Genomic DNA, 12,352 nt, shown 5'->3' with positions numbered 1-12,352 from the left:
ATTCGGTTTGCGAGATTTTTTCTTATATGCTGTCGATCATGAATGAATTTAACCGTGACTTGACGCCGCGAGAATGATCGTGGTGATGAACTCGTCAATCCATTTGGCAAATTTAAAGAAGTCATTGTATCCGGAATCAGCCCGGAAAACGGCTAATTGTTCTTTAATCGCTGCCAGTTCCGACTTATCGAAGTAATCTTTGAGAATCCGGGTCCTCGAAAGGGATGAGACCAGGGCGACAATTTCGGCGGAAGGCTGCTGCTGATTTAGAAACGTTTCGCGGATATGTTGGATCACCCGCTGCTGGGCCTCGGGAGTGGGATCGTACTTATCGTGACTGAAGAGTAGGCCGCGGCTGGTGGTTTTTGTGACCTGATTTTTGGCGAGGAGCCGTTTGCCCACGCCATCATATACCGCGCGGTTAATTTGCCGATTCAAAATTAAATGGCGCAGGCTGTTCTTGGCCGTCTTACTAATCCGGTCGTCAATGCTGTCAACAACCGGGTTCAAGAACGCGTATTCCCGCGGCAGTGGGGCAATCACCTCAATGCAGTTATTGGAGAATTTGACGAGTTGGCCCAGCTGCATATCAAATAAAATACAGGCCGTCAGGTAAGCCCGGCGGCGGATTCCCCGCATAATGGCACTGCGATTGCCGGTGTTTTCAGCTAATAGAAAGTATTGTTCTGAAATTTTGCTCTGCATGGGCCTGCTCCTCTCGATTCGTGTAAACCTGTGACACTTTACATAAACCTATCATGCAATCCTGCCAAAGTAAAACAAAGCGATTATCTTTTTGGCAGCGGGGTCATTTGCATGGAATTGGGTCGGATTCACATTAAAATTGACGGCGGTCAGTTCACATGTTAAAGTCAACATATGAACATGACGACATATTAACATGACGACATATTAAATGGGGATGGGATGACATGGAAAATCAGATCGGAAAACGGGCGTTGGTTGATCGTGCCCTGCATACCGAATATTTCTCGACCGGCTGGATGGCCTTTGAATTTTTGGTCGGGTTCATATCGGGACTGAAGGCCGGTTCGATTTTGTTAATCGCTTTTGGGCTGGACAGTTTTTTGGAAATTATCTCTGGCAGCACGTTAATTTGGCGATTACGAAAACAGGCGGCCGGGGCTTCAGCAGAAGAAATTGCCCTGGCCGAAAAGCGTTCGTCACGAATTGTTGGGGCGGTTCTGCTGTTATTGGCAGGTTACGTCGCCGTTATCTCATTGATTAATTTATTTTCCCATCAGGCGGCCGATACCAGCTATTCCGGCATGGCGATTGCCATTGCCTCGGTCATATTGATGCCAATTTTGACGATTTGCAAACGGCGCTTGGGCAAGCAACTACATTCTGACGCCTTAGTGGAAGATGGCATGTGCAACATCACCTGTGCCTACATGGCCGCAACCGTGCTGGTTGGCGCGCTGCTAACCTTCCTGTTCAACTGGTGGTGGGCCGATTCGGTTGCCGCCCTCGTGTTAGTTTACTTTATTGCCAGTGAAGGCCTTGAAGGGGTGACCAGCGATGACTGAGAATTCCCAGCTGTCAGGGCGGGCCAATTCCGAAGCGGATATTAATGACATCCAATTGATTAACCACCGGCGATTGGCGGAATCAGAACGGATTTTCAAGTTACTCAGCAATCCCGCCCGTCTCCAAATGCTGCAGGTGCTTGAACAGCGCGAGCTAAACGTGGGGGAACTGGGAACCTTACTGGGTCTGGAACAGTCGGTCGTTTCCCACCACTTGGCACTGCTTCGCAAACACCAGCTGGTCAGCGCCCATCGGGTTGGCAAGGCCAATTACTACCGGTTGGATGATCCGCATATTTTAGACGTGGTAAACGAAATGCTGGCCCACGCCGATCACGTGATGCGCGGCAAAACTCATGGGCATTAAGGTTAGCGACAATTAGGTCGAAATCACCATTTCGTGGGTGCTAACCATGGGTTATAATTAGTCACATACAGGTGTTAAATATGAAAGGCGGTGCATCGTGAAATTAGTTGCGATGGTTGGAACTCAGTCAAAGGCGTCACCGAGTCAAACGTTGTTGGCAATGATGAAAAAGCGTTACGCGAATCAGGCAGTTATCGAAGTGGCCCCGATCCACGGGATGCCGATGTTCGATGAAACGGCGGCCAAAATGCCTGCCGAAGTGGCAGGGTTGGCCCATCAAATTGCGGCAGCCGATGGCGTGATTGTTGCGACGCCGGAGTATGCTCAGTGGATGCCGGCGGCGTTAAAATCGGTTTTGGAATGGTTTTCCAGAATGCCCCAACTTTTTGAAGATAAACCGGTGATGGTGATTGGCGTATCTGCTGATGATACCGGGGCGGCGTTTGCGAGAGCAAGCGTGAAGCAGGTTCTAAGCGCGGTGGGGCTTTCCGCTAACGTCCTTGGCGGTGGCCAGTTTGCATTAAGGCAAGCAAATGAGGCATTCGCTAATGGGACATTGCGTGATCAAGCTGCGTTGGATCAGTTGGATCGGGACTTCACCCGGTTTGCAATTTTTGTTCGCAAACAGACAAGCGTTGATGCCCAAACGTCGCCAACCCAGGCGTATCTCAATTTGAACACCGACGTGGTTACCGGGGCGTCGGAAGAAACTGACGCGCAAACCGGTGCCTCCGAAGCAGTTGATCAGGATACCGAGTCGGAAAATAACGACAAATCCGAAGGCGATCAACCCCAGGAAGCGCCGACGTCCGAACAAGACGCGACGACTGGGGCTTCTGAACACTAATTGAGGACTGATAATCATTAATAATGGAATTGCGGCGCAAAAGTTAACTAAGAACTACTATGGTCTGGGGACCCAGATCAATTTGACGTTGTTTGGGGACGCCAAGGCTTCCCAGCTTGACGCATCCAATCGGCTGGTGGCCTACTATGAAAATTTATTGACGGTGAATCGGGAGGGTTCAGAGGTCATGGCGGTTAACGATGCCGCCGGTGACCACGCGGTTTCCGTGTCAGATGCCACTTATTCGCTGACGAAGCGGGCGATTCAACTTAGTCGGCAAAATTTTGGTTTCAACGCGACGATTGGGCCGTTGGTGAAGCTGTGGAAAATCGGCTTTACAGACGCGCACGTGCCCACCGATTCCCAGATCCACGACCGGCTGGCGTTAATTGATCCGCTGCAGGCGGACTTTAACGATGCCGACCTTTCGATCTTTTTGAAACGGGCTGGCATGGAACTGGATCTTGGCGGAATTGCCAAGGGATACATTGCCGATCGAATTGCTGACTACTGGCGGGCCTATGGAAAACGCGCCGGGATGATTGACTTGGGCGGCAACCTGCTTTTAGTCGGTGATTCGCCGGCTCATCTCGATGGTAAGTGGCGCGTTGGGGTTCAGGCCCCGTCTTCCGAACGGGGCAAGGCCATTTTGAGTGTGAAAATTGGCCCGTGTTCGGCAGTTACCAGCGGCATTTATGAACGCCATTTGGAAGCCAACGGGAAGTCCTATCACCACATTTTGGATCCACAGACCGGTTACCCCCGTCAGAATAATTTGGCTGGCGTGACAATCTTCTCAAAAGCCTCAATTGATGGTGAAATTGAAACGGCCCGGTTGTTTTTTGCCGGTCAGCCCGTTCCGGGATGGGCAGCGGACCGCTCTGATCTATACGGCGCGGTGTTTGTCACTAAGGACAAGCGGGTGACCGTCGTCGGCTTGAAAGATGCCGATGTGACGGTTCTTGATCCTAGTTATCAGGTCACTTACGCCGATTAAATCGAATATTAAGAAGCGTTATCCAAATAAAAACGAGATCCCGTTAGACAGCTGATGCGAACGGAATCTCGTTTTGTTTAGGTGTTTTTGAATTAGGAGCTTGCTAAAAATCGGTGGCTGTGAATCAATTCAGAAGTCGGTTATTTTGTAATCGGCCCACTTCGGCAGGGGCTGGTGGGTTTCTCTGGCTGTGCGGATATCTTCGTAAAATTGGCGCTTTCGTTTGATCTGGCGATGATTTTGTTCCAGAATCCGCAGCTTTTCATCCACTTCACGGCAGTGGCGATCCAGCAGATCAATAATTTTATCCAGATCGGCACTGTGCTCATCGTAGCTAAAAAGCGTTTGCAGTTCACTCAGCGTCATGCCGGTATTTTTGAAGCAGCAAATTGCGCTCAGCCGGGCTAAGTGCGCGTCATTATAGACCCGGTGATTTCCGCGGCGGGGCACGTCATAGAGTAACCCGAGATCTTCGTAGTACCGCAACGTTGTTTGTGGCAGGTGATACCGCTTTGAAACGTCACTAATTGAGTAAGTTGGCATTTTGTGTTCTCCTCGTTCTTTACTTCAAGTTAACTTGAAGTGGTATGCTTATCAATATCGTAATGGAATGACAGGAAAAATGCAATGGAGGTCGTAAAATGTATCAAGCAGACGAGCAGCGATACGATAAAATGGTTTATAAGCGGGTTGGTAAGAGCGGCTTGAAATTATCTGCCTTGAGCTTAGGGCTCTGGCATAATTTTGGCAGCGTTGACGAATTTGAAAATCAAAAGGCCATTATTCACCAGGCGTTTGACTGTGGAATCACTTACTTTGATTTGGCCAACAATTACGGTCCGGTTGCCGGCAGTGCCGAAGCCAACTTCGGCCGGATTATGGCCGGGGATATGAAGCCTTACCGGGATGAAATGATTATTGCCAGCAAGGCCGGGTATTATATGTGGCCCGGCCCTTATGGGGAGTGGGGTTCTAAGAAGAACATTATTGCCAGTGCTAACCAGAGTTTGAAACGAATGGGTCTGGACTACGTCGATATTTTCTATTCGCATCGGCCGGATCCCGATACGCCGTTTGAAGAAACCGCAATGGCCCTGGATCAGCTGGTTCGCCAAGGGAAGGCACTTTACATTGGGATTTCCAACTATTCTGGCAAGCAAACGGCCGAAATTACCAAAATTTTTAATGACCTCCACACGCCGTTTGTGATTCATCAACCGCGGTACAACATGTTTGATCGTCATATTGAACAGGACCTGTTTCCGGTTTTGAAACGTGAAGGGAAGGCCGCCGTGAGTTTTAGTTCTCTGGCGCAAGGCCTGCTCACCGACAAGTATCTCAATGGGATTCCCGCCGATTCCCGGGCGGCTAAATCGACTAGCCCATTCCTGCACCCCAAGCAGGTGGACGAAACGCTTTCGACAGTTAAGAAACTGAACGAAGTGGCCAAGAAGCGGGGGCAGACCCTGGCAGAAATGGCCCTCGCCTGGAATTTGCGCGAGCCCGAAATTGCCTCAGTCTTGATCGGGGCTAGTCGCCCGCAACAAATTTTAGATAACGTGAAGGCCCTTGATCACATGGATTTCAGTCCCGATGAATTATCTGAAATTGATCAGATTCTGGCAGGCCAGGGACAGATTAAGTAGAAATTAGGCCGTTATCGTTGCCGGGGTCATTGCGGCAAGGCAGACAAATGGTCTTGATACTGAGACGTTAAATGATGCGTCGAAGGTGGTTGAGTCCACAATTTAGTTGTGCTGCTGAGAGCCTCTTCGTAAATGGTCGGCAGGAATACCGTGGTCAATTTGTTAAAATCCTTGCTTTTGACTGACTACAACTGTAAACTAATAAATATAGTAGTTGATAGCTGTACGCAATTAAAGGGGAACTTTAACATGATCGACGCAAAAGATGTGACAATTTCAGATTCTGAATGGGAAGTCATGCGGGCAATTTGGACGCTGAACAAAGTGACCAGCCGGCAGTTAATTGACACCATGAATCAGGCGCGGGGCTGGTCGGATTCAACGACCAAAACCTTACTTCACCGACTCATTAAGAAGCACGCGGTGACCCAGCATGGCGACCAGCGGCCCTATGAATATCAGGCAGCGGTTGGTGAACAGGATTCGATGGCGGCCGCAGCGACTGATTTATTTGACCACATGTGTGCGATGCGGGCTGGCAGTACGATTGCCGATGTGATCCAATCCCGGGAGCTTTCTCAAGATGACATCGCTAATCTCCAGAAAATTTTGGCAGAGAAGGCCAAAACGGCGCCGAAAACGGTTCAGTGTAACTGTTTACCCGCTGGCATGGGTGCGGACTGTAACTGTTAGTTGAATAATCTTGAACTTGAAAGAGGGACAAAAATGCCAAAAGTAACGATTGAAGGCATGCGGTGTAACAACTGTGTCAAGCATGTGACAGAACACCTTAGCCAGAAGGTTTCTAACGTGAAAGTTGATCTCGCCAGCAAGACAGCGACCTTTGAAGGGAACACAACGGTTGATGAATTAAATGCAACTTTGGCTGATACCCGTTTTAAGATTACGGGGATTCAAAAATAATAGTCACTAATATTGATACCGACCGCTTTTAGGGCCGGTATTTTTTGACATTACAAATATTGTTGAGCGAGAGGGCAATTGCTTTGTGATAATCCATATCATGAGAAGCTTCATATGCTTATGAAAGTTATATGCACCCGTTGTGCTTAGTTTACTATCACTTAAAATTATTTGGACAATTGTTTATAGCATTGACATAAATAACGTTATTGATAAAATTGAGGAGAAGCAATTTAATGACCCCTTTAAGCTAGTAGGCAATTATATACGCATGGAGGCGTTATGGTGAAGAAAATTGGTTATATCGGACAATTGGTTGATAATTACATGGACAGAAACTCAATTTCATTAGATAGTTTTTCAATTGATGGCAATGATGAGTTTGTGACAATAACTGTAAAAGGTTTATTTAGTTCTGCAACGTTTGGAAAGGGGATAAGATTAATAAATTACATTAATTCTTTGTTATTTCAATTTAAGTCTCCCCTTTATCAAATGCAGATTTCCTCGATAGACCGGGGGGACCAAACTCCTATAGAGGACGAGCAGATTGATGAGGTATCACTGATATTACCCGCAGATAAATTTAAAGAAGTTAATCATCGAATGGATGTGTACTTAGGTAGTCGGTAATTTAGATTTTTTAGCAACCGCTTCCATTTAGCTTTAAAATTTTAATTACTTTTTGTAAGATCTTCTCACTAGGCCCACCAAGGGATTCAGCCGTTATCCAGTTAGTAGATCCAATTTAATCGATGATTCATGATTGTCACCAGCGCACCAATGATGTATGATAATTTTTGAAAACTGAATAGATTTCTTCGGGGCAGGGTGCAATTCCCGACCGACGGTGACGATTGTAAGATCGAAGTCCGTGACCCGCGTTAAGCGGTTGACCCAGTGTGAGTCTGGGACCGACAGTAAAGTCTGGATGGGAGAAGAAACAATAAGCATTTCAAAACATCGGTAAGAACTGGGATGGTTTGGTGAACAGTCGGAAATTGGCCTTAAGGGGTTGCTTTTCCGTTATTACCAACCAGCTGGTTCTTCAAGACTCGTGTGAAATCTTATTTAGCTTATCTAATTAATGCCCCGCAATTGTTGCGGGGCTTTTTTCGTGGGGTGAGTGAGATTGAATGATCAAGATTATATGCAGTTAGCAGTTACTGAAGCTTGGAAGGGGTTGGGAGCGACTTGGACCAATCCCCGGGTTGGCGCGGTTATTGTGAAGGACGGCCAGATTTTGGCTCGCGGCTATCACCATCGATTTGGCGAACCGCATGCCGAAATCGATGCGATATCACATCTGAACAGCCCAAGTGATGCTGAGGGCGCCACCATTTACGTGACGTTGGAACCTTGCAGTCACTACGGTAAGACGCCGCCGTGCGCTGATCGCCTGGTGGCCCTGGGCTTTTCTCGGGTCGTGATTGGCCAGGCTGATCCCAACCCGATTGTTGGTGGCAACGGGATTGACCGGTTGACCAAGAATGGGGTGGTCGTTGATAACCTGGACAATACCGAAATGGTGAACGAAGCTTACAACTTTTATTACCGGCGGAAGCGGCCAATGGTGACCTTGAAGTATGCAATGTCGCTTGATGGCAAAATTAATCAGGCCGGCGATACCCGGACACGGTTATCCGGCAGTCAAGCCTGGGAGGATAGTCAGCAATTGCGCCGACTGAATCAGGCAATTCTGGTGGGCGAGCGGACCTACCACGTTGACGATCCGCAATTGACAATTAGGGAGGCTGATGCGAAGACCCAGCCGATTCGGATCATTCTGATGCGGGACGCCCGGCACCTGGATTTAACCGCCAAATTATTTCAAAGCCCGGCGCAAGTGTGGATCTTGACTAGCCACCGACCAACCGCTTCACTACCGGAATTTGTGAAGGTGATCGAAAAGCCGGATTGGACACCTGCAGTCGTCATTGAACAGTTGGGCGATCAGGGAATTCAGTCGTTGCTGGTAGAGGGCGGCAGTCACGTTCAGGCGGCCTTCGTGAAGGCTGGACTAGTGGATAAGCTGGTGGCTTACATTTCGCCATTCATGATTGGCGGCACTGGGTTGCCGGCGGTGATTGGCCCTGGCAACGCTGAGATGCTTCACTTTGCGACGCCAACCGTTCAGTCACTTGGTGATGATATTAAGCTGACAACAAGGAGGGCTGACTAATGTTTACAGGAATTGTTCAGGATCAGGGCCGGGTTGCCCGCGTTGAAATGGCGGATCAGCAGGCCAAACTCATGATTCAAACCAACTTAATTCAGCAGCCCGCGTTCTCACTAGGCGACAGCGTGGCGGTGAACGGGGTCTGTCTCACCATTTCAGCATTTGAAACCGGGGGCTTCACTGCTGATGTGATGCCGGAAACCATGTTTCGAACGAATTTCAAGAACTTAACGGTTGGCGATTCAGTCAACCTCGAACCGGCATTGGCGGCTTCTGATCGGCTGGATGGGCATTTCTTGCTCGGCCATGTCGACGCGACCGCAACCCTGTTGGAACGCACCCCAGACGATGACTCACAACGATTAACATTTCGGATCGATCAGAAGTACCACCCCTACATTGTTGAAAAGGGCTCGATTGGCATCAACGGGATTAGTTTAACGGTCGTGACGACGACCCTAACAACATTTGAAGTGGCTCTGATTCCCTACACGATGACCCATACCTCGTTGGGGCAGGTTGCCATTGGCGATCAGGTGAACGTTGAAACCGATATTTTGGGTAAGTACGTGGTGAATTTGGCACGGGAAGGATTGGCAAATTATGAATGAGCAGACGATTAAAAAAGTTGAAACGGCGTTGGCTGAATTAAAAGCCGGCAAGTTGATTATTGTCGCCGATTCGGTCGACCGGGAAGCTGAGGGCGACATGATCGGGCTGGCAGAAAAGGTGAGTCCGAAAAATGTCAATCAGATGGTCACCAAAGCCCGCGGGCTGCTTTGCGTACCAATGGGCGCCGAGGTGGCCCACCGCTTGAACCTGGGACCAATGATTCCGGATTCCAGCGACGCTTTTGGGACGGCGTTTACGACCACATTGGACGCCAAAACAGCGTCGACTGGGATTTCAGCCTTTGATCGGGCTGATACCATTCACCAGTTGGCTAATGGCACCAGCACCTGGGATGACTTCTATCACCCTGGCCACATCTTTCCACTGATAGCCCGAAAGAACGGTGTCTACGAACGTCAGGGCCACACCGAAGCGGCGGTGGATCTGGCTCGGTTGGCTGGGGGGTCACCGGTCGCCTACATCTGTGAAATCTTGAAAAAGAACGGCAAGATGGCCCGTCGAAAGGATTTGAAAGCCATCGCGGAAGGTAATCAGATGACGCTGCTGACGATTGACGAGATTATTGGTTACCGCCGTTATCGGGATGCCCAACAGATCAAGAGCATCACGACCGTCAATTTGCCCACCCGGTATGGGGACTTCACCTTGGAAGCATTCGATACGGGAGATGATAGTGAGCCCACGCTGCTGATTTCCAAGGGGAATTTGGCGGGGGATGCGCCCTTGCTAACGCGGCTGCATAGCGAGTGTTTAACCGGTGACATTCTCGGATCGAAACGGTGTGACTGCGGCCCTCAGCTTCAAGAAGCCTTGCGGCGAATTCAAAGAAATGGCCGCGGCGCCGTCCTTTACCTGCGGCAGGAAGGCCGGGGAATTGGCTTGGCAAATAAATTGAAGGCCTACGCACTTCAGGAGCAGGGCTTTGATACGGTTCAGGCCAATGAGCACCTGGGATTGCCAATTGACGATCGAAATTACGAAATTGCGGCTGCCATTTTAAAGCGCAAGGGGGTATCACAGGTGCGGCTGATGACCAATAACCCGGATAAGATTCACCAGTTAGCGGAATATGGTATTCAAACCACCGAGCGAATTTCACTCGAAGTGGGCCTGACCCCTGAAAATAAGAATTATCTATTGACGAAGAAGACGAAACTTAATCATTTATTGAAAGAAGTTGGAAATTAATGAATCAATTTACAGGACAGTTAATCAGTCAGCACAAGCGGGTTGGCATTGTGGTTGCGCAATTCAATGAGTTGGTCACCAGCCGGCTCTTAGAAGGCTGTGTGTCGCAGTTGGCACTATTAGGAATTGCCGATGCTGCCATCACGGTGGTTCACGTCCCCGGGGCCATGGAGATTCCCCGAGAAGTCAAGCTCCTGGGTGATACCGGGCAGGTGGACGGCATTATTGCTCTGGGCGCGGTTATTCGCGGTGAGACAGCCCACTTTGATTACGTCTGCCAGGCGGCAACCACCGGCTTGGCGGCCCTCACGTTAAACGGCCCGGTTCCGGTTATGTTTGGGGTGCTGACGACCGACAACACCGAGCAGGCACTTGCCCGTGCGGGGGGCAAGGCCGGCAATAAAGGTGCTGAGTGTGCAAATGGATTGATGCAGATGTTGGCGGTTGAAGCGCAGATTGCTGAAATGAGCGACTGATCGATTGCATTGTTAAAACTAGCAAAAAAGTCTGGGCAAATTGTCCAGACTTTTTGTTATCAATTCGATTAGTGATGATTGATCAATCAAAATGCCGCCATTCTTTATCCAGCAGCGCCCGGGCAACAAAAAGGCCCAGGGGCAGGAACATAATGATCAACGCGGCCTTTGTCAGCCACAGCGCGCCGACAGCGATTGAATTGATGCCGATACTGTAAACGGCCCGGTAAATGTAGAGCCCCGGGACCATAATCACAATCGACGGGACGGTCAGCGAAATTCTCGGGTAACCATTATAGCGGTTGACCAGAGAAGCGATCAGGCCGGCCAGCAAGGCACCGAAAAAGGCGGCCGCCGCTGGGGGCATGGTTGTCAGGTCAACCAGTTCCAATCGCAGGGTGTTGGCCAGCGCGCCGATAAAGCCGGCAGTCATCGCCATTTTAGGGGAACTGTTGAACATCACCGAGAAGCCGAAGACCCCACAGAAGCTCGCCGGCAGCCGCAGCAGCATGATGACCAGTGGCGACAGGCCCAGCGGTAGGAAGTTTTCCGGCCGAAAATCAAAGACCAGGGCGACCAGCCAACCCACTAAAGTGGCCACCAGCGTGATCATAATGGCGTAAGCCAGTCGTTCCAATCCGGAGCGCATGTCCAATTTGGAAATATCCAGCATGCTGGTGATAAACGGAAAGCCGGGGATCACGAACAGCATGGCGCCGATGTAGCCGGCTTCGTGCTGAGCAAGAACTTGGAAATAAAACTCAAAAATTTTAAACGTGTACATATAGGTTAAACAGGCCAGCGCGACACTGATAGCAATGCTGGCAACCGTGGTCATGGAATGCTTGCCCATGACGGCCCGGGCCCAGTTACCGATGCCGGCCCCCAGAAACGAACAGATCATTTCCGGAATCCCGCCGCCAAGCAGAAAAATAAAGGCGCTGCAGGCTAAAGCGGCTGCCAAGCCCAACATAATTGGCGTGTATTGCTTGGGCCGCTGTTGAACCTCATCGATAATGTTGTGAATTTGGCGAACGGTTAGTGACGAAAAATCGTCGTCAAAGTTTTTAACCATATTCTCAAGAATGTTGAGCTTGTCGGTATTTACCCCGGTATTGGGAAGGCTGAGCACTTGGGTGTAACTGTGTTCGTTACTGAAACAGGTAAATTCCAGCGAGATTAAACCGATATCAGCCGAACAGGTCACTTCGAGCTTTCTGGCGACCGTGTCCATCGCGTCGCGAACCCGCCACGCTCCGGTACCGCAGGAAAGCATGATAATGCCAATCCGCCCAACGATTGAAGCCCGTTCGCGCAAGCTGGCGTTTCGAGCTGGGACATTATCATTTTGAATAAAACTTCCCCAGGGAATGGTCATATGATGGCGTTGTGATAAATGGAATTTCTGGGATTCTGAATGTTGTTGATCGTTAGCCATTGGTTCCTCCATTAAATATGTAAGTGCAGATAACTGCTAATAATTCCTATATTATAGGCGCAGAAGAAAGCGAATTTCAAGCGGGTTTAGGGCCGGAAAAAACCCGC

General features: G+C 49.6%; 15 protein-coding genes and 1 riboswitch. Of the genes, 12 read left to right on the top strand and 3 right to left on the bottom strand.

Going from position 1 to position 12,352, the window contains the following annotated elements:
- Positions 1 to 48: 48 nt before the first annotated feature.
- Positions 49 to 705 carry a GPP34 family phosphoprotein gene (locus FD47_RS01225; protein WP_054732415.1) on the bottom strand — a complete coding sequence of 219 codons (657 nt, stop codon included), beginning with the start codon at positions 703 to 705 and terminating at the stop codon, positions 49 to 51.
- 227 nt (positions 706 to 932) lie between these two features.
- On the opposite strand from FD47_RS01225, the gene FD47_RS01220 reads away from it, so the two are divergent.
- The 4 genes from FD47_RS01220 to FD47_RS01205 all read left to right on the top strand — a co-directional run bounded on the left by FD47_RS01220 (position 933) and on the right by FD47_RS01205 (position 3,761).
- A complete protein-coding gene (locus tag FD47_RS01220; protein WP_054732418.1) occupies positions 933 to 1,550 on the top strand; it encodes a cation efflux transmembrane domain-containing protein in 618 nt (205 codons plus the stop codon).
- Positions 1,543 to 1,917, top strand: a complete 375-nt coding sequence (locus FD47_RS01215; protein WP_054732421.1) for an ArsR/SmtB family transcription factor — start codon at positions 1,543 to 1,545, stop codon at positions 1,915 to 1,917. The genes FD47_RS01220 and FD47_RS01215 overlap by 8 nt, the downstream gene beginning before the upstream one ends.
- 97 nt (positions 1,918 to 2,014) lie before the next feature.
- A complete protein-coding gene (locus tag FD47_RS01210) occupies positions 2,015 to 2,764 on the top strand; it encodes an NADPH-dependent FMN reductase (protein WP_054732424.1) in 750 nt (249 codons plus the stop codon).
- 64 nt (positions 2,765 to 2,828) lie between these two features.
- Positions 2,829 to 3,761 (top strand): FAD:protein FMN transferase, encoded by a 933-nt coding sequence (locus FD47_RS01205; RefSeq protein WP_225425044.1) that lies wholly within the window; start codon positions 2,829 to 2,831, stop codon positions 3,759 to 3,761.
- A 129-nt stretch (positions 3,762 to 3,890) separates the two neighbouring features.
- Here the strand turns inward: FD47_RS01205 and FD47_RS01200 are convergent, their stop codons facing one another.
- Positions 3,891 to 4,304 (bottom strand): MerR family transcriptional regulator, encoded by a 414-nt coding sequence (locus FD47_RS01200; RefSeq protein WP_040537930.1) that lies wholly within the window; start codon positions 4,302 to 4,304, stop codon positions 3,891 to 3,893.
- A 98-nt stretch (positions 4,305 to 4,402) separates the two neighbouring features.
- On the opposite strand from FD47_RS01200, the gene FD47_RS01195 reads away from it, so the two are divergent.
- The 8 genes from FD47_RS01195 (at position 4,403) to ribH (ending at position 10,807) form a co-directional block, all read left to right on the top strand.
- A complete protein-coding gene (locus tag FD47_RS01195; protein ID WP_056979946.1) occupies positions 4,403 to 5,407 on the top strand; it encodes an aldo/keto reductase in 1,005 nt (334 codons plus the stop codon).
- A gap of 249 nt (positions 5,408 to 5,656) precedes the next feature.
- On the top strand, positions 5,657 to 6,100 hold the full coding sequence (locus FD47_RS01190; protein WP_056979945.1) for a CopY/TcrY family copper transport repressor: 444 nt from the start codon (positions 5,657 to 5,659) through the stop codon (positions 6,098 to 6,100).
- 33 nt (positions 6,101 to 6,133) lie between these two features.
- Positions 6,134 to 6,331 (top strand): heavy-metal-associated domain-containing protein, encoded by a 198-nt coding sequence (locus FD47_RS01185; protein WP_054732429.1) that lies wholly within the window; start codon positions 6,134 to 6,136, stop codon positions 6,329 to 6,331.
- A 285-nt stretch (positions 6,332 to 6,616) separates the two neighbouring features.
- Positions 6,617 to 6,964, top strand: coding sequence for a hypothetical protein (locus tag FD47_RS01180; RefSeq protein WP_054732432.1), 348 nt, complete (start codon positions 6,617 to 6,619; stop codon positions 6,962 to 6,964).
- Positions 6,965 to 7,144: 180 nt separating this feature from the next.
- A riboswitch (FMN riboswitch) is annotated at positions 7,145 to 7,278 on the top strand.
- A 185-nt stretch (positions 7,279 to 7,463) separates the two neighbouring features.
- Entirely contained in the window at positions 7,464 to 8,513 is a 1,050-nt protein-coding gene (ribD, locus tag FD47_RS01175; protein ID WP_138467571.1) for a bifunctional diaminohydroxyphosphoribosylaminopyrimidine deaminase/5-amino-6-(5-phosphoribosylamino)uracil reductase RibD, read from the top strand.
- Positions 8,513 to 9,121, top strand: coding sequence for a riboflavin synthase (locus tag FD47_RS01170; protein WP_054732435.1), 609 nt, complete (start codon positions 8,513 to 8,515; stop codon positions 9,119 to 9,121). The genes ribD and FD47_RS01170 overlap by 1 nt, the downstream gene beginning before the upstream one ends.
- The gene (locus FD47_RS01165; RefSeq protein WP_054732438.1) at positions 9,114 to 10,331 is read left to right on the top strand and encodes a bifunctional 3,4-dihydroxy-2-butanone-4-phosphate synthase/GTP cyclohydrolase II; all 1,218 of its coding nucleotides are present in this window, start codon (positions 9,114 to 9,116) and stop codon (positions 10,329 to 10,331) included. The genes FD47_RS01170 and FD47_RS01165 overlap by 8 nt, the downstream gene beginning before the upstream one ends.
- Complete coding sequence (ribH, locus tag FD47_RS01160; RefSeq protein ID WP_054732441.1) at positions 10,331 to 10,807, top strand: 6,7-dimethyl-8-ribityllumazine synthase; 477 nt, start codon at positions 10,331 to 10,333, stop codon at positions 10,805 to 10,807. Before FD47_RS01165 ends, ribH begins: the two co-directional genes overlap by 1 nt.
- Before the next feature lie 82 nt (positions 10,808 to 10,889).
- Here the strand turns inward: ribH and FD47_RS01155 are convergent, their stop codons facing one another.
- Entirely contained in the window at positions 10,890 to 12,245 is a 1,356-nt protein-coding gene (locus tag FD47_RS01155) for a threonine/serine exporter family protein (RefSeq protein ID WP_056979943.1), read from the bottom strand.
- Positions 12,246 to 12,352: the final 107 nt, after the last annotated feature.

Origin of the sequence: Lentilactobacillus parafarraginis DSM 18390 = JCM 14109 (genome assembly GCF_001435895.1) — a bacterium.
Taxonomy (GTDB): domain Bacteria; phylum Bacillota; class Bacilli; order Lactobacillales; family Lactobacillaceae; genus Lentilactobacillus; species Lentilactobacillus parafarraginis.
The sequence above is the reverse complement of the archived record's forward strand: the minus strand, read 5'-3'. Positions and strand labels throughout refer to the sequence as shown.